Here is a 19131-nt window from a genome sequence, read left to right as displayed (position 1 = left end):
CAGGGCGTTTTGAGGGTTCTATGAAACGGGTATTGATTACGGGCTCTGCGGGGTTCATCGGGTTCCATCTGGCAAAGCTGCTGTTAGAGGAAGGGTTCCGCGTGCATGGTTACGACGGGATGACGGATTACTACGATGTGGTCCTGAAACAGCGTCGCCATCAAATTCTGCTTCAGACACCCGGATTCACGGCAACCGAGGATCGGTTGGAAAATTATGATCGGCTGTTGCAGGTCGCCGAAGAATTTCAGCCGGAAGTCATCGTTCATCTGGCGGCTCAAGCCGGTGTGAGACACAGTTTGGAACACCCTCGCAGCTATGTTGAATCGAATGTCGTCGGAACATTCAACGTGATGGAAATTGCACGACAACATAAGGTGGATCATCTTTTGATGGCATCGACCTCTTCCATTTACGGTGCCAACGAGGACATGCCCTTCATCGAGACCGAAAAAGCCGACACCCAGCTGACCATCTATTCCGCGACCAAAAAGGCGAATGAGGCGATGGGGCATTCCTATGCGCATCTGTGGGATTTGCCGACGACCATGTTCCGCTTCTTTACCGTCTACGGCACCTGGGGACGGCCGGATCTGGCGTATTTCAAATTTGTCGCCGCCATCCTGGATGGCCGCCCGATCGACATTTACAATCACGGCGACATGTACCGGGATTTCACCCATGTCCAAGACCTTGTACGCGGCATCAGATTGCTGATCGACGTGCCTCCGGTGCGGCCTGCCAGCCGTGAGGATATCGAGGACGGAGACAGCCTGTCCCCCGTCGCGCCCTACCGCATCGTGAATATCGGCAACGGAGAAAAAGTGCGCCTGATGGATTTCATCGAAGCCATCGAACAGGCCGTGGGGCAGAAGGCGATCAAGAACTTCATGCCGATGCAGATGGGTGATGTTCATGCCACCTGGGCGGACAATCGGCTGCTACAAAGACTGACAAACTATCTTCCCCGGACAGACCTGAAAGACGGCATCACCCAGTTCGTTGCGTGGTACCGAGATTATTACGGAAAATAACGTAGGCCTATCGCCAAATGAAAGAACCGGCGTCTTCAAAGCCGGTTCTTTTTTGTTCCTTACCCGCCGAAATCGTCGAGCATGATGTCTTCGCGGTCCACGCCCAGATCCAGCAGCATGTTGATGACCGACTGGTTCATGATCGGCGGGCCACACATGTAGAACTCGCAATCCTCGGGCGAGGGGTGGTTCTTGAGGTATTCTTCGTACAGAACGTTGTGGATGAAGCCGGTATAGCCTTTCCAATTGTCCTCGGGCTGTGCATCCGACAGGGCCACGTGCCATTCGAAATTGTCGAATTCTTCAGCCAGACTGTCGAAGTCTTCGACAAAGAACATCTCTTTCTTCGACCGCGCACCGTACCAGAAGCTGATCTTGCGGTTGCGGTTCTGAAGACGCTTGAGCTGATCAAAGATATGGCTGCGCATGGGCGCCATACCGGCGCCGCCGCCAATGAAGACCATCTCTTTGTCAGTTTCACGGGCAAAGAACTCGCCGAATGGGCCTGAAATGGTGACCTTGTCGCCCGGCTTCAGGTTGAAGATATAGGACGACATCTGACCCGGCGGGATGCCTTCGGACCCCGGCGGCGGCGAGGCCACGCGGACGTTCAGCATGATCATGCCCTTTTCGTCCGGATAGTTGGCCATCGAATAGGCGCGCTCGATGGGTTCGGTCACCACCGATTCATATTGCCACAGATTGAAGCGATCCCAATCCTCGCGATATTCCTCTTCAATGTCGAAATCCGTGTATTTCAACTGGTGTGCTGGCGCTTCGATCTGGATGTAGCCACCAGCGCGGAAGTTCACATCCTCGCCCTCGGGCAGGTCCAGGATCAACGCCTTGATGAAGGTCGCTACGTTTTCGTTCGACCGAACGGTACATTCCCATTTCTTGACGCCGAAGACTTCTTCCGGAACTTCGATATCCATGTCCTGCTTGACCGCCACCTGGCAAGACAGGCGATCACCACATGACGCTTCACGTTTCGTGATATGGCTTTCTTCGGTTGGCAGGATCGATCCGCCCCCCGAATGCACCCGCACCCGGCACTGCGCACAGGTGCCGCCCCCACCGCAGGCCGAAGGAACGAACAGCTTCTCGGCAGCCAGTGTCTGTAGCAGTTTGCCACCTGCCGGAACGGAAATGGTCTTTTCGCCGTTGATCGTAATGTTGACGTTTCCAGTCGATACCAGCTTGGATCGGGCGGCCATGATGATGGCCACCAATGCCAGAACGATTACGGTGAAAAGAGCTACGCCTAAGGTAAAGGTTTCCATCAACGCCCCCTTACAGTTTCACGCCCGAGAAGGACATGAAGGCCATAGCCATCAGACCTGCGGTAATGAAAGTAATGCCCAGACCTTGCAGACCATCGGGAATGTCCGAATATTTCAGCTTTTCCCGTACTCCGGCCATTGCGGTGATTGCCAGTGCCCAGCCAAAACCGGAAGACAAGCCATAAGTCGCCGCCTCGGTAAAGTTATAGTCACGCTCCACCATGAACAGCGACCCGCCAAGGATGGCGCAGTTCACCGTGATCAGTGGCAGAAAGATCCCCAGCGCGTTGTAAAGCGGTGGGAAATACTTGTCCAAAACCATCTCGAGGATCTGCACCATCGCCGCGATCACGCCGATATAGGAAATCAGGCCAAGGAAGGTCAGGTCCACATCCGGGAACCCGGCCCAGGCCAGCGCGCCCGGTTTCAGCAGGTAGTTCAGCAGCAGGTTGTTGGCAGGCACGGTGATGGCCTGCACGACCATGACCGAAATCCCCAGCCCCAGCGCTGTCGAAATTTTCTTGGACACGGCGATGAAAGTGCACATGCCAAGAAAAAAGCTGAGCGCAAGGTTTTCGACAAAGATGGCCTTTACGGCCAGTGAGATCAGACCTTCCATCAGTGGGCCTCTACCTGCTGAATTTTGTATTCACGCTCTTCCACCTGGTTCGGCTTCCAGGTGCGGAAGGCCCAGATGATCAGACCGATGATGAAGAACGCCGAGGGCGGCAACAGCAGCATGCCGTTGGGCACGTACCAGCCGCCGTTGTTGACGGTTTCCAGAATCGTGACGCCGAACAGCGACCCCGCGCCAAACAGCTCACGAATGAAGCCGACCAGCAGCAGGATCAGACCATAGCCCATGCCATTGCCCATTCCGTCGATGAAGGACGCAACCGGAGGGTTCTTCATCGCAAACGCCTCGGCGCGGCCCATCACGATGCAGTTGGTGATGATCAGGCCGACGAAAACCGACAGGGTTTTCGAAATCTCGAAAGCATAGGCTTTCAGGATCTGGTCCACCAGGATCACCAACGACGCGATGATCACCATCTGAACGATGATCCGGATCGAACCGGGGATCTGGTTGCGCAGGCATGAAATGAAGAAGGACGAAAACGAGGTCACGAAGATCACCGCCAGCGCCATCACCATCGACACTTGCAGCGACGATGTCACCGCAAGCGCCGAACAGATGCCCAGCACCTGCAATGTGATCGGATTGTTGTCGACAAGCGGGTCGACCAGCATCTCTTTCTTGGTCTGGGACATCAAATCTCTCCTGCTTGAAGTTTGGCCAGGAAGGGACCATAGCCGGCATCGCCCATCCAGAATTTCACAAGGTTATCGACGCCGACCGAGGTCAGCGTGGCCCCCGCCAACGCATCCACATAGAAATCTGGCCCGGCTGCGGGCTGCGATTTGGCAACGGTGATTTGCAGATCACCTGCTTCGTCGCGCAGCTTTTTCCCGTTCCACAAGGCTTTCCAGCGCGGGTTGTCCACCTCGGCCCCGAGACCCGGAGTTTCACCATGCTGATAGAATTGCAGGCCGTAGATATCGTTGCCGTTGTTTTCAAGCGCGATAAATCCATAGAGCGTCGACCACAGGCCGTATCCGTGCAGAGGCAGGATCACCTTGTCCAGATCACCCGCATCATCGCGCAGCAGATAGATAACACGGTACTTGGATTTGCGTCCGATACCGGCTGGGTCATTGTCCAGCGCGACGCTCAGCTCTGGATCGCTGGCGGCGGCGATGTCGTCAAACGTGGTCGGATCAAACTGATCATCGACGAAGGTGCCTGTGGACAGCTCCAGCACATGTGGTTCGAAGGCGGCAAAAGCCTCTGTTACGTCGATGCCCGGCTCAAACACGCCCGCAACTTGCAGAACGTTTACCTGTTTGTCCTTCAGGCGGTTGGCCTCTTGCACCGGGCGCAGGCTGACTGCGGCCGCAGACACTACCATCGAGGCGACCAGACAGACGGCAACGGCGACGAAGATCGTCTTGCCAACAGAATCCGGCGACGCCGCCAGGAATTTGGCCAATGCGCCCTTGGGTGCCTCGTTTTGATCTGGGGATTGCGTATCAGACATGGCGACGCGCCCTCCGTTTGATGTTGGCTTGCACGACGAAATAATCGATCAGCGGTGCAAAGACGTTGCCGAACAGGATTGCCAGCATCATCCCTTCGGGGAAAGCCGGGTTGATCACGCGGATCATCACGACCATGACTCCGATCAAAGCGCCGTAGATATAACGCCCTACATTGGTGTGGCTGGCCGAAACCGGTTCCGTCACCATAAAGGCCAGCCCGAAAGCGTAACCGCCCAATACGATATGCCAGTACCACGGCATCGCGAACATCGGGTTGGTATCCGATCCGATCAGGTTCAACAGCAGGGTAAAGCCGATGGTGCCCGCCAGACAGCCCACAATCAGGCGGTAGTTGGCGATCCTGGTCATCAGAAGGAAAGCCAGACCGATCATGCAGGCCAGTGTCGATGTTTCGCCAAAGCTGCCCTGAATGGTGCCGAAAAACGCGCTCGACCAAGTGATGCCTTCGGCGGCCAGTGCCTGCACACCTTCGGCCGCAGACACGCCCAATGCAGTTGCGCCCGAGAACCCGTCAACGGGTGTCCAGACTGCATCCCCCGACATCTGCGCCGGATAGGCGAAATACAAAAACGCCCGCCCCACAAGCGCGGGGTTGAGAAAGTTCTTGCCGGTGCCCCCGAACACTTCCTTACCGATCACGACGCCGAAGATGATGCCCAATGCCACCTGCCACAGGGGCGTCGAAGCAGGCATGATCAGCGTGTAAAGCATTGATGTAACAAGGAAGCCTTCGTTCACCTCGTGCCCGCGCACGGTGGCAAAGATGACCTCGAAGATACCGCCCGCGACAAGCGTGACGATGTAGATCGGAAGGAAATACATCAGACCATGCATGACGTTGGCTAAAATGCTGGACGGGTCCAGCGAAATCCCGAACATCTGCAACAAAGCAATCCGCCAGCCGGTGGCCGATTCCGGCCCCAGCAAAGCAATCGCCGAGTTCGCCTGATAGCCGGTGTTCCACATCCCCCACAGGATGCAGGGGATCGTCGCGATCACGACATAGGTCATGATCCGCTTCATATCCACATAGGACCGCGCGTGCGGCGCCACTGTGGTCACGGTTTTTGGAGTGTAGATGAAGCTTTCCACCATCTCATAGATGGGGAAGTACTTTTCGTACTTGCCGCCCTTGGTAAAGTTCGGCTCGATTCTGTCAAAGAAGCTGCGCAAACCCATTCGGCTCAGCCCTCCTTTTCAATTTTGCTCAGGCAGTCGCGCAGCGCCAGCCCGTATTCATATTTTGCCGGACAGGCAAAGCCCACAAGGCCCAGATCCTCTTCGTCCAGCTCCAGCGCACCCAGGGCTTGGGCAGTGTCCGTATCCATTACAAGCAGCGCCCGCAGCAACTGAGTGGGCAGATAGTCCTGCGGCATCAGGTCTTCGAAAACACCTGTGGGCACCATGGCCCGACGCCCGCCGTTCAGGTTGGATGTAAAGGCATACAGCTTCTTGGCGAATGCCGAACCTAATACAGGCTGGACCGCGTATTTCGACGGCATCGGACGAATCCAGCCCAACGGGATTTGATCGGGATCTTCACGGATGATGCTGATCTGGCGCGCGAACCGGCCCAGATAGGCGGTCGGGCCCTCAGCGTGCCGGCCCGACAGGATCGAACCCGAAATGACACGGGGCGTACCGTCCACATCGACTTCGTTGCGGGTCAGATCGTCAGTTGATGCGCCCATCACGGTACGGATCAAACGTGGTTGACGCGCACCCGGCCCCGTCAGGGCAATCACGACATTCGGATCCAGATGGCCGGTCAGCATCAGGCGGCCAATGGCGATGACATCCTGATACCCGATGGTCCAGACCTGCTTGTCGCCTGCAAGGGGTTCGAGGAAGTGAATATGCGTTCCGGCCAGCCCCGATGGGTGCGGGCCTGCGAAAGATACAGCTTCGACACCGGCGACATCTGCGCCGGGTATCGTGTCACCCTCTTTTTGGCAAAGATAGGTTTTGCCCTCGGTCAATGTGCTGACTGCCGCCAATCCGGCGGAAAATTCTTCGGGCGCCTCGGCAATGATCGTGGCAGCGTCAGCGGCCAACGGGTCACTGTCCATGGCGGTGACAAAGATCGCATCCGGTTTGGCGCCGGGGTTCGGCATTTTCGAATAGGGACGCGTGCGGAACGACGTCCACAGGCCGGCGGCGCACAGCTTGGCCGTCACGCCTTCGGCGCTGTCGGCATCCCCTATGCCCGAGAAATCAACACCGGCGTCATTGACGTCTGTCACTTCGATCACGACGCTTTGCAGCACCCGACGGGCACCACGGTTGATCGCGACGACCCTGCCACTTACCGGTGCGACCATCATCGCGTCAGGCGCGTCCTTGTGACAGAACAGCGGCGCGCCACGTACGACGCTGTCGCCTTCCTGCACCAGCATCTTGGGTTTCAGGCCGATGTAGTCACCGCCCAGGACGCCAACGGTCGAGTATTCCGGGCCCGGGTGAATGGTCTGGTCAGGAGCGCCTTCCACCGGCAGATCCAGCCCCTTTTTCAGTTTGAAAGTTTGCATGTTGCTACGTTCTTCCAAGCCTCTTTTCTGCGCCAGCTCTGCCAACGCCCTTTCGGGGTCATGCAATAGCGCGGTTTTTTTGAACCTCCGTCGCAAAAGCGTCGAAAACGGTCCAAAATCCGCAGGCGTATTTCCGATCAAGGACCCTTTACGCGGGGAAGGTCACAAACGCAAACCTGTTACCGCCAAAACTTGAGGATGAACCACACAATCCTGCGATTGATCGGTCATTTCTTCTGATTCCATGGCGTATAATTGCATATCGCGCCCACCAAGGTTCCAGTGTAAGCAACCGGAATGGAAAAAGACACAGATTTGGAAATCTTTCTGGTTGCCACGCCTGGCCTCGAGGCGCCTCTTGGTGACGAGGCGCAATTCAACGGATTCGCGCAGGTCAGAACTGTACCCGGCGGGGTGACATGTCGGGGTTCATGGCCCGAGGTCTGGCGTGCCAACCTGACACTGCGCGGCGCCAACAAGGTTCTGGTGCGACTGGGCAGTTTCCCCGCCGTGCACCTTGCCCAATTGGACAAACGTGCTCGGAAATTTCCTTGGGGCACCGTTTTGCGTCCTGACGTGCCGGTCAAGGTGGAAGCCATCAGCCGCAAATCCAGAATTTATCACGCCGGTGCAGCTCGTCAGAGGATCGAGCGGGCAATATCCGAGACATTGGGCACCTCGATTTCATCCGAGGCAAACCTTCGGGTCTTGCTTCGAATCGAGAAAAACATCTGCACGATCTCGGTCGACAGTTCCGGCGAGCTGTTGCACAAACGCGGTCACAAGGAAGCCATTGCCAAGGCCCCAATGCGCGAAACAATGGCCGCCATGTTCCTGAGAGAGTGTGGCTACTCGGGCGATGAACCGGTATTGGACCCGATGTGCGGATCCGGTACCTTCGTGATCGAGGCCGCCGAGATCGCTCTGGGTCTGCGCCCTGGCCGCTCCCGCAGTTTTGCATTCGAGGACCTGGCGGGCTTTGACCCTGATCAGTGGCAGGAAATGCGGCAGGAAACGAAGACGGCGGAATGCGCGCTTACCTTCTACGGCTCGGATCGCAATTCGGGCGCGGTCGACGCGGCGGTCGCCAATGCCGAAAGGGCGCAAGTCGGCGCTGTGACGCGGTTTCAACAGCGTTCCGTCAGTGACATAAAACCCCCCGAAGGTCCTGCGGGGCTGGTCATTGTGAATCCGCCCTACGGGGCGCGGATTGGTGACGAAAAACGCTTGCGTTCGGTCTATGGTGCAATGGGCAAGACCTTGATGAACCGGTTCCGGGGGTGGCGGGTCGGCGTGATCACCAGCGCTCCGGGGCTTGCCCGGGCCACACGCCTGCCTTTGCTGGCGCCAGGGCCGGTCGTCGACCATGGTGGAACCAAAATTCGTCTGTACCGAACAGACCCCTTGCCGTGATTGCCTGGGACGCTTCACAACCAATTCATGACGATGGCTGCGCGGGCGAGAGCGGACAAGAAAACCACAGGGTTTCCGCCGCAAAGGGGGCGATTCCCTTGTTTCTCAACGTGCCTGTGAACCTCTCGACATCTTGGCACCGGTGCAATCGTGACCCGTCCGGCAGGGGCGAACAGGTTGGCGGACACTCTTGCGCGTTGGTCAACCAGAAGAACGCGTACATGCAAACGCTCGTTTTTTCGAGGCGTGAAGACCTGTTCAAATTACCGGGTTCCGAACTCATCGGTGCGCGGCCCTTTATTGGTTATTGCGTTCGAAAGATTCGGGTGATCGCAATACAGAATCCTCTTGCGCATCAGACGCGCCGCGTATAGATCACCCGCCACGGTCGGAGTGTAGCTCAGCCTGGTAGAGCACTGTCTTCGGGAGGCAGGGGTCGGAGGTTCGAATCCTCTCACTCCGACCAATAAAACAAGGCGCCCAAGGGCGCTTTTTTGCTTTCAGCGTATTTCACGCAACGATTTCCGCAACGTTTCGCGGGTTGTTTTTGCTCAGTTCATCCCAACCGGCAGAAATCTACCACAGCAGGGGACCCTGATATCTTCTAGCCCCTAGTACCCGCAGCTTTCTTGGGCGCAACCAGGCTTTAGGAACGGCAGAAATTCTACAGGGTCTCGCGCAAGATCGCAGAAAAGGCAGTGGCGTTTACCAGGGTCATGCCGCGCATGCCCAAGCTGAAAACAATATGCCGGAGGCGACGGATAGAAGAATTAGCACGTCGCGACCGAGGAAGAGACCCAGACAATCAAAAGCACCGACTTTGTCGTACATTCGATGTTCCAACCCTTTGCCGCCCGCGACAGTAACCTCATCACAAGGCTACAACAGGGCTTTGGCGCGGCCACGGCGGAACGGATTGTCGACACACTGCGCAGCCAGGGCTCCGAAATTCGGCCGGTGGTGCCTCCTCAATGCGTTATCACGAACGCTCAGCGTTCAAGTGTTCGATTCTAGTCGAATGCTTTTGAGGGATTTTTGCATGGCAACAATAAGCGCATCTCGCTCGGCCGCGAGTGTCTGCGGGGATCGACCGTTTGCTTCTTCGTTTATGCCCTGAACCAAAGTTTCGATAACGTCGTCGTTCAAGTGTGGCTGACCCAACCCGTCCCACCATCCGTTAAACGTATCCCGGAAGTGTTCGCAAAAGGCGCGCAGACCGCCCTCTCCCGCGCCTAGATTGAACAACATCGTCGGCCCCATGGCCGCCCATCGCAGACCGGGGCCCGCCCACATGGCCTTGTCAATGTCTTCGACCGAAGCAACGCCCTCGACAGCCATATGGACCGCTTCGCGCCAGACGGCTGCCTGAAGGCGGTTCGCCACATGGCCAGGCAAGCCTTTCCTGATGCGGATCGTGACCTTGCCTATGTCGTGATAAAACGCTTCGGCTCGTTCGAGAACGCCATCACCTGTTTGCGCGTTTGCAGTGAGCTCCACCAACGGGATAAGATGTGGCGGGTTGAACGGGTGTCCGAGGATGAAAGGCGCAGGATCTTGCCAGCCAGCTTGTAAAGCCTCCAGCGTCATGCCTGATGTGGAACTGGAAACGATCGCATCCTCGCTCAGGGCTGGTTCGACTTCAGAATAGAGTGCGTGTTTGATCGCTTCTCTTTCTGGAACATTCTCCTGCACGAAGTCTGCACCATCGACCGCAGATGCTGCTGTTTCTGCAAACGCCAATGCGTTCGGAGTGGCTCTGTCGGTCAGGCCGAGTTCTTCAAGCGTGGGCCAAGCTGTTTCAATGAAAGCGCGGGTTTGCTCTTCAGAGTTTGGTGCCGGGTCGTAAACAGTAACTGATCGACCAGCCGCGAGAAACAGCGCAGCCCAGCTTGCACCAATAACGCCGGCACCAAGAATTGCAGTATGTGAGATATCCGACATCAGAACACTCCGGGGTTGAGTGGCGACGCGGCCGTCATGCCGCCGTCGACGGTAAAGAACTGACCCGTTGCGAAGCTTGCCTCGTCAGAGGCGAGCCAGACAGCCATGGATGCAATGTCATCCGGCTCGCCAAACCGACGAACGGGATGACGGGCCAGTGCGTCTTGCCTTGCCGCGACAGGATCCTTTGCAAGTTCGAACGCGGCCTCAAGCATGCCGGTATTGATCCATCCCGGACAAATCGCATTGCACCGCAGGCTTGGGCCATGATCCACGGCGATAGATCGCGTGAGCCCATGCACGAAAGCTTTGGACGCATTGTAGAGAGCCATCGAAGGGTCCGCGACCTTGCCAGAGATTGAGCCGATATTGATGATGCTCCCGCCGGATTTCATAGTCGGAATAAAGGCACGGCAGCAGTTGAACACCCCTCGACAGTTGGCGCCGATCACTAGATCCCAATCCGCGTCGGTGCTTTCCGTCACTGACTTTTCCACCTGGACCCCGGCATTGTTGACGAGAATGTCCAACGCACCCACAGCCTCGGCTACCATTTGGACGTTCACCGGATCACTGACGTCCAGATCGTGCCATTCACAGGGCAGGCCGTCAGGGGCTCCACCCCGCCCGCAGGTCACCACCTCGGCGCCTTCCTTCAGGAAAGCACCGACGATGGCGCGTCCAATTCCCTGGCGCCCGCCAGTAACAAACGCTTTTTTTCCTGCAAGCCGCATCAGTGCGCCACCATCACATGACGGATCGACGTATAGGCGTCGAGCGCATAGATGCTCATATCACAGCCCGTGCCGGAGCCTTTCATCGCGGCCCAAGGCATTTCAGGTGTGCCGACACCATGCGTATTGACCCATGTGAACCCGTAGCGCAGGCGAGATGTAATCGACATCGCCCGTCCCACGTCGGTCGTCCAGACCGAGGATGCCAGTCCGTATCGACCTGCATTCGCCACCTTTACGGCATGATCCGCGTCCGAGAAACGGGAAAGCGTCACAACGGGCCCAAAGACCTCATCCGTTGCGATCTCTGCTGAATTATCGACGTTTGCTAACACCGTCGGTTGATAGAAGAACCCGTTTCCATCTCCGCTTGCGCCACCTGTGACGACCTCGCATCCAGGACGTGCGCGATCGACAAAGGCGGAAACGCGGTCGCGCTGAGCTGCGGAAACCATCGGACCCATTTCGGTGCCCTCAGCCTTGGGCGCGCCAACTTTTATTTCTTTTACTTGCGCTTCGACCATGGCCGCGAGTTTTTCATACACACTGTCCTGGACCAGGATCCGGCACGGTTGCGCACAATCCTGCCCGGCATTGAAAAAGCTCCCATAGCGGATCGTTTCGGCCACAGCGCCCAGGTCGGCATCATCAAAAACAATGACGGGGGCCTTGCCACCCAGTTCCAGATGCACATGGCGGATTTGCTCGCTGGCGGCGCGCATGGCGGCCATGCCGGTGGCCGGAGACCCCGTGACGGTGATCGCTTCCATTTCAGGGCTGTTGATCAATTGATCCCCAATCGTGGGACCACTCCCGTGAATCACATTCAGCACCCCTTTGGGCAAGACATCCTGCAAAAGTTCAGCAAGCCGCAGCGTGGACAAAGGTGTGATCTCGGAAGGCTTCAGAACAACTGTACAGCCGGCTGCAAGAGGGGCTGCAAGTTTCCAGGCGGCCATCATCAACGGATAATTCCAAGGGGCAATCGCCGCCACAGGGCCAACCGGGTCGCGGCGGATCATGCTTGTGTGGCCTATGACATACTCGCCCGCGGCCGATCCCGTCATGGTCCGGGCCGCCCCTGCAAAGAAGCGGAATGTGTCGATGGTAAGAGGGAACTCATCATCGCGTGCCGATGGCCAGGGTTTGCCGACATCAAGGCTTTCAAGCTCCGCCAACTCATCCTGATTGGCTTCGATAATATCGGCGATTTGCATCAGCAGCACGGCCCGTTCGGCCGGCGGGACATGTCGGAAGGTTTCGAACGCCTCTTCAGATGACCTTACTGCGGCCTCTACCTGGTCCGAACTGGCCTCTGCGACCTGACCAATCTTCTCTCCAGTCGCGGGATTCAAAATGGCCAGGGCCTCACCCTCCCCTTCCACCATCTCCCCATTGATAAGCAATTTGCCTTGCATGCCTGTTCCCTTCTATCAGAAATTCACCCGGTCCGCGCCCTTGAGCGCGAGCCGCTCTCTGGCTTCGGCAGGTGTTGCAACCTCAAGCCCGAGGTTTTCCACGATGTCTCGAATTTTCCGGACCTGCTGGGCATTGGATGTCGCCAGTTCGCCCTTGCCGATGAACAGGCTGTCTTCGAGCCCCACACGAAGGTTGCCCCCCAACAGGGCCGCCTGAGTCGCAAATGGCATCTGATGGCGCCCCGCAGCCAGCACCGACCATTCGTAGTTTTCCGGCCCGAACAGCCGGTCGGCTATGGTGTGCATATGCATCAGGTTGTCGAGATCAGCACCGACACCGCCGAGGATTCCGAACACCATCTGAATAAAAAACGGTGGATTGATCAGACCCTGATCAACGAACCATTTTACATTGTAGAGATGGCCAAGATCGTAGCACTCGAATTCGAACCGTGTGCCATGTTCACCCCCAAGCTTTTCGATGGCGTAGCGAATTGTCCCGAACGTGTTGGGAAAGATGAAATCCTCGGTCATTTCGAGGAAAGGGCGTTCCCAATCATGCTGAAACTCGGTGTATTTCTGAAGCATCGGGAAGATTCCGAAATTCAGCGACCCCACATTGAGGGATGCCATTTCGGGGCTTGTTGTCGTGGCCGCCAACATGCGTTCGTCCATGGACATGCCAAGACCACCGCCGGTTGAAACGTTGATCACGGCATCTGTGGATTGTTTGATGACAGGCATGAATTGCTGGAACAATTCTGGCCTGGGATCGGGTTTGCCGGTCTCGGGATGGCGGGCATGCAAATGGATAATGGAGGCACCGGCCTCGGCGGCTTCTATGCTGGCCGTTGCGATCTCGGTTGGTGTAATGGGCAGATGAGGGCTCATTGTCGGGGTGTGGATGCCCCCGGTCGGTGCGCATGTGATGATTACGGATTTTGGCATTCCGGGGCCTCCTGCGAAACAACACGGCGCAAATGGTAACGCACCTCTTTGGGTCGGTAGATCAGGTGAATCTCGGGGGGTTCACCAAGCGCATAGCGTGGCCGTAAAGCACCCTCGTCGGCGACCTTCCTGGGGTTGACGGCGCATTTCATAGCCGCATCTGCTGGACTTGAGCGCTAAGGCCTCCATCCAGCACCCAAAGCTGTCCGCTTGCATATCGGGCCTCATCGCTGGCGAGCCAGTTCACGAGGTTTGCGATATCGTCTGGCGTTCCATAAGTGCGCATCGGGTGCACATCGCGCACAGCTTGCTGAAGCTGGTCAATCGTCTTGCCGCCGCCACCCGAGCCGTCGCCGGTGAAAAAGCTTTGAAGCATCGGTGTGTCGATGTAGCCAGGGCAAATCGCGTTGACCCGGATGCCTTCGGGCCCGTGATCGCAGGCCATCGCGCGGGTCAGGGCATGAACCGCACCTTTCGTTGCACAATATGCCGCCAGTCCCGGATCTGCGATGAAACCGTCATATGATCCGAAGTTAATGACAGAGGCAGAACTGCCGCTCTTTGCCGCCTTGCGCATCAAAGGTAGCGCATATTTGGACGTCAGGAATGTGCCTGTCACGTTCACCGCAAACGAGCGGTTCCATTCTTCAAGGCTTGTATCCTCAATCGTTTTTTCGATCTCGATGCCCGCAGCGTTCACGAGAATATCGAGTTTGCCGTGCTCAGTCTTTATCCTCTCCATAGCTGCAATGGCCTCGGGTTCTGAGGTGACATCAAGTCGGAGAAAATGGCTATCGGCCCCTGCTGGGTTGGACACGGATCCGCTTTCACTGAGATCGGCTGCGTAGACAACGGCACCTTCTCGGGTCAGCCGATCCACGATCGCACGGCCGATGCCGCCCCGTCCGCCCGTCACAAGGGCCACCTTGCCGTCTTGAATATCCATCAGTTTGTTTCCCCCATCGGTGGAAAGCGATAGCGCGCGGCTGCCGCAGTCCAATCCATGTGATTGCGAACATACTCCTGACTGGCGTCGCGCGGCGGGTTGTAATCCCATGGCTCGCTTGCCCCGGCCTCCATCGCGGCATGAAGCGCGCGCCTCGATTTCTGGGTGCGCAGAACATCAACCCGGAGCCTTTCGCTGTCCCATCTCTCAGCGACTTCGCATGCAAAGGCAGCGGCTGCATCACTGTAGGCCGGGTCATCCGCCAAGTTGACACGCTCATCCGGGTCCCGAGACAGGTCATAGAGCTGCGGTGGATCCACATCGCAGTGAATATATTTCAGTGTCCCGCGCCGGATCATGAAGACAGGCCAAGGTGTCATCTCTGCGCAGTATTCACCGATGGCAATGTCCTCTGGTGCATCCTCCCCACGCGCCAAGGGCATCAGGGACCGCCCGTCAACAGGCTCGCCCAGCATGTCGGGTGTCCCTCCGGCAACTTCCAGGAAGGTCGGAAGCAGGTCGACGAGAGAGCACGCGTGAGGCGCCGTGCCTTCGGCCACATCCGGGCCTGCGAAGATTAAGGGCACACGGGCAGAGTGTTCGAAGAACGTCATCTTGTACCAAAGACCCCGTTCACCCAGCATGTCTCCATGATCCGCGGTCACAATGATCAATGTGTTGTCAATCTGACCCGTATTTTCCAGCGCCTTGACGATCGCGCCGACTTTACTGTCGAAATAGCTCACATTTGCCAGATAGGCGCGCCGTGCGCGGCGGATTTCTTCATCCGAAAGCGGCACAGTGGAGGCTTCGATCCCATCCATCACACGGCGTGAGAACGGGTCGTGCTCTTCCAAAGAAAGGCCTTGCGGCAAGTCGATTTCATAATCGGCGTAGAGATCCCAGAATTCTGGCTTCGCCACATATGGATCGTGAGGATGGATGAAACTCGCCACCAAGCAGAACGGAGAGACGTCGCCGGCTGCGTGATCCCGTCCGCGCTCGATCAGCCACCGGCGCGCTGCGAACTCGACCTCGTCATCGTAATCCGTTTGGAATGTCGCGATTGCCACACCGCTTTCCTTGACGGTCTGCATGTTGTGGTACCACTTGTCGATCCGCTCATCATGGGCTTCCCAGTCCGGCGTCCAAGCGAAATCGGCGGGATAGATATCGGTCGTAATCCGATCTTGAAACCCATGCATCTGGTCAGGTCCGACGAAGTGCATCTTGCCTGACAGGCACGTGCGATATCCCAGAGCCTTGAGGTAGTGTGCAAAGGTAGGCACGCTTGCACGGAATTCCGACGCGTTGTCATAAGCCGCAATTCGGCTGACATATTGCCCGGACATGAAAGCAAATCGCGACGGCGCACAGAGCGGCGAGTTGCAATAAGCGGCGTCAAATCGCATCCCGCGTGCCGCGAGTTTGTCCATGTGTGGGGTTTTGGCGCCCTTGTGCCCATAAGCACCAATGAAATGTGGTGCCAACTGATCGGCCATCACCACAACAATATTCGGCTGCATCATGGAGCGGCCTTTGCGTAAGCATCAAGTACCAGCCCGTGGAAGTGATGAACGGCATGTTCGGATTTGCCGGATCCTGAAGGGTCCGACACGATTCGACCTTGCGTAAAGGCCGGCGTTTTCATTCCTCGCTGTACACTTTCGACCAGATTGATGTCTTCAACCTGAAGCACTTCATCCAGATAGCGCATCGCGTCGATTTCCATCGGATCAGGCTCGGGCGTCTCAAGAAAAAAGTCATAGGTCTCCAACGTGCGATCTAGTCCGACCGGAATGACATTCAGCACGATCATGCTGGACCGGCCCGGGTATCGCATCAGACAAGTTGTGGGCCACAGCCACCAGACCGCATGGGTCTTTACAGTCGCGTTGGAGACGTCGTAGGCGGAATTGGCGTTCTGCCCCGCTTCTGCCATGTGACTGGAATAAATATCGTAGGTCGTGACCTTGTACGTATCCATGTCCACAAGATCGCAAAAGTCCTTGTGGGCGGTCGGGCAGTGGTAGCATTCAAGGAAATTGTCGACGACATTCTTCCAGTTCGACTTGATATCGTATGTCAGTCTTTTCCCGAAGGTAAGTTGTTCGATATCAGGGGCCCAGTGGCGGATTTCGGTCTCCAGATTGCCGGATTGATCCGACAGCGAGGCAGCTTGCGTGTCGAGGTTGACGAAAACGAAACCGGCAAATTCTTCCACTTGAACAGCATCCAGGCAGATATCGCGTGGCGTGAAGGCCTCCAGGTGGTCTGTTTCAGGTGCGCGGACAAGTTGACCGTCAAGCTTGTAGACCCAAGCATGGTAGGGACACATGATACGGGTCGTCTCGCCTTCGCCACTCAACAGCTCATGGGCGCGGTGTTTGCAGACGTTGTAGAAGGCGCGCAAGACCCCTTCCCTATCCCTGACGACAGCGATTGGGTGCCCCGCGATATGTGTGGCGACGTATGACCCCGGCGTACGCAGCTTTTCGACGTGACAAACCCATTGCCAAGACTTGGCAAGGATCTCCGTACGGTCGACCTCAAACCAGTTTGCGTCAATGTAAGCCTCTTTGCGCAACGAAAGCGCACGATTTGGATCTGGGTCGAAGCCAGACTTTATTGCTTCGAACGCGTTTTGATCTGGAAACTGCGTCATGGCTGTCCTCACGACTGGAATCAGGAACTCACTGCACCAGCATTTCGCGGATCAAACCACAAGACTTACCATGAATCGCCGACTACTTAACTTTTTTCGCCTTAGGCTTTGGTGCGCGGTGCATTGGCCATGCTCGGAACTCGAATGGAATGCGTCCCTGCACACGATCCTTGCTTGGCGGGAGACCGAAGCGGTCCTTGTAGGCCCGACTAAAGTGGACCTGGCTTGAAAATCCGCTCGCAAAGGCAATCTCCGACATGGTCAGGTCAGTTTGAGTCACAAGGCCGCGGGCCCGGTCGAGGCGGATATCGCGGTAGTAAAGTGCTGGTGTTTTTCGCACGCATTGCGCAAAGAGCCGATCAAGTTGCCTATGCGATAACCCGACATGCCTGCAAACCTCCGCAATGGAGAGTGGCGTTTCAAGGTTTGCCTCCATGACACGAATTGCGGCACGCACATTTGTTGGAACGGAGTTGCCCAAAGGCTCGGTATTCTCGGGGTACTGCAATGCCCCGTGGGCGCGTATCGGGGGGGCAAACACATAGCGTGCAGCGGCATTTGCAAGAGCGCTACCATGAGACTGCTGGATCAGATGCAGGGCAAGATCGAGCGAAGCCGCACCCCCACTGCAAGTCACACGACGGCGATCAATAACCCAAAGCGCTTCACTGATGCCCGTCTTGGGGAACAATTCTTGAAACGCATCTATATGTTCGTAATGGACTGTTGCCGTATAGTTTTCCAGCAACCCGGCATAGGCCAGAACAAAGGCACCTGTATCTAGCCCGCCCAAGATTGCCTGACGTTTCGCGGCATTTCTGAGGTTCGCGCGCAATGCTGCAGAAACATGGCGCTCCGGCTCCCAACTTGACGAGACGAAAAGCATGTCCGCTTTGTTCATTCCCGCCTCCGAGAACCTCGCAGTGTTGACTTCAACGCCATTGCTGGCCGTCACCATTCCGCCCGCCTCGGACACAAGTTGCCATCGGAACCGTGTTGTTCCCTCGAGATAGTTGGCGGCACGAAATGGATCGATAAATGACATCGTGGCCGCCAGGTTGAAAAATGGTGTTACAGCGATTCTCAGTTCGGTTGTTCTGTCCGGCCCGCCGCCCTCGACCATGTCGCCAACTCCCTTCTGTTCATTCTCAACGGTAGACAGTGCGGCCAAACAAGTAAAATCGACGACCAACTCAAGGCTGAATCAGGCGCGAAGCGCAACGTGCATTGCAGCGACTTAAGCTTATCTTTCGCCTCGAACTGCGACGAAGGATCTTCCATTTTCGGCTGTCTGACTTCAGCACCCACCTGGTAGATTTGGGTATCTGTGTAACGGAGGAGTTCGAGTTCATTGAACCTACTAGCAAGCTAAGATGAACAAGAAATCCGGAACTTAGAAAAACGCAGATTAAAAGCTGGTCAGGAACATCAAACGCAAGACCCGCAAACATTACTGGGCCGAATAGAATGTCGGTAATGTCCCGGCCGGTCTGCGCGATGAGGATAGCATTGCGGCGCTGTGTCTCCGCGAGGGCATTACCGAAAGCTATTATATTCTGGTCGAAGGAGTTCCCGGAAGCCGGGAGAGCCCGTCTTGCGGGCGACACCGCTCGGCAGGTGACTGCCCCTGAGGCCTCGGACTGAGATCACGTCATGGTCGCACACGAGCCAAGGCTGCTCAGCGAAAACGGCTCGACATACGCCGCGGGTGATCTGGTGGACTGTCTCGGATCACGTGCACGGTGCGCCGCACCACACACAAACCCCACTCCAGTTCGAGCGTTGGTACCAAACTAAGAAGAACTGGGTTCTCTTGGAAATTTACTTCTTACCCAAAGGTTTTGAGCGACAGATCGGCACCTTTGTCGATCACAACAACAACTACTGTTACCCCGAGAGACTGGCCAACTTGACACCCGCCGAGGTCTATCATGGCCGAGACGCCAAAATCCTGAACATAAGAGTGGAGATCAAGAAGCAAACAATCAGAAACCGTAGGTTTCAGAACAAAGCCGCTGCCACTTTTACTTAAACGTAAACCGAACCAGACCCTGCGTTACAAAGAGACCAACGCCAAAAAAACTCTGAAAACGGGCGATC

Annotated in this window: 16 protein-coding genes, 1 tRNA gene and 1 pseudogene; 4 read left to right on the top strand and 14 right to left on the bottom strand. The window is 56.7% G+C overall.

Annotated elements, in window-relative coordinates; all coding sequences use genetic code 11:
- The first annotated feature begins 20 nt into the window (after nt 1–20).
- Nucleotides 21–1034 (top strand): NAD-dependent epimerase/dehydratase family protein, encoded by a 1014-nt coding sequence (locus FIU92_RS18475; RefSeq protein ID WP_152460187.1) that lies wholly within the window; start codon nt 21–23, stop codon nt 1032–1034.
- Nucleotides 1035–1093: 59 nt separating this feature from the next.
- On the opposite strand, the gene nqrF is transcribed toward FIU92_RS18475, so the two are convergent.
- Genes nqrF through FIU92_RS18445 form a run of 6 tightly spaced genes read right to left on the bottom strand, consistent with a single transcriptional unit; the run spans nt 1094 to nt 6966 of the window.
- Complete coding sequence (gene nqrF, locus FIU92_RS18470) at nt 1094–2317, bottom strand: NADH:ubiquinone reductase (Na(+)-transporting) subunit F (protein ID WP_152460186.1); 1224 nt, start codon at nt 2315–2317, stop codon at nt 1094–1096.
- 10 nt (nt 2318–2327) lie between these two features.
- Nucleotides 2328–2936, bottom strand: coding sequence for an NADH:ubiquinone reductase (Na(+)-transporting) subunit E (gene nqrE / locus FIU92_RS18465; protein WP_152460185.1), 609 nt, complete (start codon nt 2934–2936; stop codon nt 2328–2330).
- The gene (locus FIU92_RS18460; protein WP_152460184.1) at nt 2936–3589 is read right to left on the bottom strand and encodes an NADH:ubiquinone reductase (Na(+)-transporting) subunit D; all 654 of its coding nucleotides are present in this window, start codon (nt 3587–3589) and stop codon (nt 2936–2938) included. Before FIU92_RS18460 ends, nqrE begins: the two co-directional genes overlap by 1 nt.
- On the bottom strand, nt 3589–4416 hold the full coding sequence (locus tag FIU92_RS18455) for a Na(+)-translocating NADH-quinone reductase subunit C (RefSeq protein ID WP_152460183.1): 828 nt from the start codon (nt 4414–4416) through the stop codon (nt 3589–3591). The genes FIU92_RS18460 and FIU92_RS18455 overlap by 1 nt, the downstream gene beginning before the upstream one ends.
- Nucleotides 4409–5617: an NADH:ubiquinone reductase (Na(+)-transporting) subunit B gene (locus tag FIU92_RS18450; RefSeq protein WP_152460182.1), complete on the bottom strand. Its 1209-nt coding sequence runs from the start codon at nt 5615–5617 to the stop codon at nt 4409–4411. The genes FIU92_RS18455 and FIU92_RS18450 overlap by 8 nt, the downstream gene beginning before the upstream one ends.
- A gap of 5 nt (nt 5618–5622) precedes the next feature.
- Nucleotides 5623–6966, bottom strand: coding sequence for a Na(+)-translocating NADH-quinone reductase subunit A (locus tag FIU92_RS18445; RefSeq protein ID WP_152460181.1), 1344 nt, complete (start codon nt 6964–6966; stop codon nt 5623–5625).
- A 297-nt stretch (nt 6967–7263) separates the two neighbouring features.
- On the opposite strand from FIU92_RS18445, the gene FIU92_RS18440 reads away from it, so the two are divergent.
- Nucleotides 7264–8379 carry a class I SAM-dependent RNA methyltransferase gene (locus FIU92_RS18440; protein ID WP_152460180.1) on the top strand — a complete coding sequence of 372 codons (1116 nt, stop codon included), beginning with the start codon at nt 7264–7266 and terminating at the stop codon, nt 8377–8379.
- A gap of 389 nt (nt 8380–8768) precedes the next feature.
- Nucleotides 8769–8845 (top strand) — tRNA-Pro (locus FIU92_RS18435).
- A gap of 530 nt (nt 8846–9375) precedes the next feature.
- On the opposite strand, the gene FIU92_RS18430 is transcribed toward FIU92_RS18435, so the two are convergent.
- The 8 genes from FIU92_RS18430 to FIU92_RS18395 all read right to left on the bottom strand — a co-directional run bounded on the left by FIU92_RS18430 (nt 9376) and on the right by FIU92_RS18395 (nt 18154).
- Nucleotides 9376–10320, bottom strand: coding sequence for a 3-hydroxyacyl-CoA dehydrogenase NAD-binding domain-containing protein (locus FIU92_RS18430; protein ID WP_152460179.1), 945 nt, complete (start codon nt 10318–10320; stop codon nt 9376–9378).
- Nucleotides 10320–11054 carry an SDR family NAD(P)-dependent oxidoreductase gene (locus tag FIU92_RS18425; protein ID WP_152460178.1) on the bottom strand — a complete coding sequence of 245 codons (735 nt, stop codon included), beginning with the start codon at nt 11052–11054 and terminating at the stop codon, nt 10320–10322. Before FIU92_RS18425 ends, FIU92_RS18430 begins: the two co-directional genes overlap by 1 nt.
- The gene (locus tag FIU92_RS18420) at nt 11054–12472 is read right to left on the bottom strand and encodes an aminobutyraldehyde dehydrogenase (RefSeq protein WP_152460177.1); all 1419 of its coding nucleotides are present in this window, start codon (nt 12470–12472) and stop codon (nt 11054–11056) included. Before FIU92_RS18420 ends, FIU92_RS18425 begins: the two co-directional genes overlap by 1 nt.
- 15 nt (nt 12473–12487) lie before the next feature.
- On the bottom strand, nt 12488–13420 hold the full coding sequence (locus FIU92_RS18415) for a 3-keto-5-aminohexanoate cleavage protein (protein WP_152460176.1): 933 nt from the start codon (nt 13418–13420) through the stop codon (nt 12488–12490).
- Nucleotides 13421–13568: 148 nt separating this feature from the next.
- Nucleotides 13569–14366 carry an SDR family NAD(P)-dependent oxidoreductase gene (locus FIU92_RS18410; protein ID WP_152460175.1) on the bottom strand — a complete coding sequence of 266 codons (798 nt, stop codon included), beginning with the start codon at nt 14364–14366 and terminating at the stop codon, nt 13569–13571.
- The gene (gene betC / locus FIU92_RS18405; protein WP_152460174.1) at nt 14366–15895 is read right to left on the bottom strand and encodes a choline-sulfatase; all 1530 of its coding nucleotides are present in this window, start codon (nt 15893–15895) and stop codon (nt 14366–14368) included. Before betC ends, FIU92_RS18410 begins: the two co-directional genes overlap by 1 nt.
- Nucleotides 15892–17031 carry an SRPBCC family protein gene (locus FIU92_RS18400; protein WP_152460173.1) on the bottom strand — a complete coding sequence of 380 codons (1140 nt, stop codon included), beginning with the start codon at nt 17029–17031 and terminating at the stop codon, nt 15892–15894. The genes betC and FIU92_RS18400 overlap by 4 nt, the downstream gene beginning before the upstream one ends.
- Before the next feature lie 82 nt (nt 17032–17113).
- Nucleotides 17114–18154, bottom strand: coding sequence for a GlxA family transcriptional regulator (locus FIU92_RS18395; protein ID WP_152460627.1), 1041 nt, complete (start codon nt 18152–18154; stop codon nt 17114–17116).
- Nucleotides 18155–18446: 292 nt separating this feature from the next.
- Here FIU92_RS18395 and FIU92_RS23220 point away from each other — a divergent pair.
- A pseudogene (locus FIU92_RS23220) lies at nt 18447–19063 on the top strand (hypothetical protein).
- The last annotated feature ends 68 nt before the right edge of the window (nt 19064–19131 follow it).

This window comes from Ruegeria sp. THAF33, assembly GCF_009363615.1.
Lineage (GTDB): Bacteria > Pseudomonadota > Alphaproteobacteria > Rhodobacterales > Rhodobacteraceae > Ruegeria.
Note: the sequence above shows the minus strand (reverse complement) of the source record. Positions and strands in the feature narration are given on the sequence as shown.

Bases quoted from the DNA above. Each gene is read 5' to 3' on its own strand.
- FIU92_RS18475 (WP_152460187.1), top strand. From the start codon at position 21: ATGAAACGGGTATTGATTACGGGCTCTGCGGGGTTCATCGGGTTCCAT.
- nqrF (WP_152460186.1), bottom strand. From the start codon at position 2,317: ATGGAAACCTTTACCTTAGGCGTAGCTCTTTTCACCGTAATCGTTCTG.
- nqrE (WP_152460185.1), bottom strand. From the start codon at position 2,936: ATGGAAGGTCTGATCTCACTGGCCGTAAAGGCCATCTTTGTCGAAAAC.
- FIU92_RS18460 (WP_152460184.1), bottom strand. From the start codon at position 3,589: ATGTCCCAGACCAAGAAAGAGATGCTGGTCGACCCGCTTGTCGACAAC.
- FIU92_RS18455 (WP_152460183.1), bottom strand. From the start codon at position 4,416: ATGTCTGATACGCAATCCCCAGATCAAAACGAGGCACCCAAGGGCGCA.
- FIU92_RS18450 (WP_152460182.1), bottom strand. From the start codon at position 5,617: ATGGGTTTGCGCAGCTTCTTTGACAGAATCGAGCCGAACTTTACCAAG.
- FIU92_RS18445 (WP_152460181.1), bottom strand. From the start codon at position 6,966: ATGCAAACTTTCAAACTGAAAAAGGGGCTGGATCTGCCGGTGGAAGGC.
- FIU92_RS18440 (WP_152460180.1), top strand. From the start codon at position 7,264: ATGGAAAAAGACACAGATTTGGAAATCTTTCTGGTTGCCACGCCTGGC.
- FIU92_RS18430 (WP_152460179.1), bottom strand. From the start codon at position 10,320: ATGTCGGATATCTCACATACTGCAATTCTTGGTGCCGGCGTTATTGGT.
- FIU92_RS18425 (WP_152460178.1), bottom strand. From the start codon at position 11,054: ATGCGGCTTGCAGGAAAAAAAGCGTTTGTTACTGGCGGGCGCCAGGGA.
- FIU92_RS18420 (WP_152460177.1), bottom strand. From the start codon at position 12,472: ATGCAAGGCAAATTGCTTATCAATGGGGAGATGGTGGAAGGGGAGGGT.
- FIU92_RS18415 (WP_152460176.1), bottom strand. From the start codon at position 13,420: ATGCCAAAATCCGTAATCATCACATGCGCACCGACCGGGGGCATCCAC.
- FIU92_RS18410 (WP_152460175.1), bottom strand. From the start codon at position 14,366: ATGGATATTCAAGACGGCAAGGTGGCCCTTGTGACGGGCGGACGGGGC.
- betC (WP_152460174.1), bottom strand. From the start codon at position 15,895: ATGATGCAGCCGAATATTGTTGTGGTGATGGCCGATCAGTTGGCACCA.
- FIU92_RS18400 (WP_152460173.1), bottom strand. From the start codon at position 17,031: ATGACGCAGTTTCCAGATCAAAACGCGTTCGAAGCAATAAAGTCTGGC.
- FIU92_RS18395 (WP_152460627.1), bottom strand. From the start codon at position 18,154: ATGGTCGAGGGCGGCGGGCCGGACAGAACAACCGAACTGAGAATCGCT.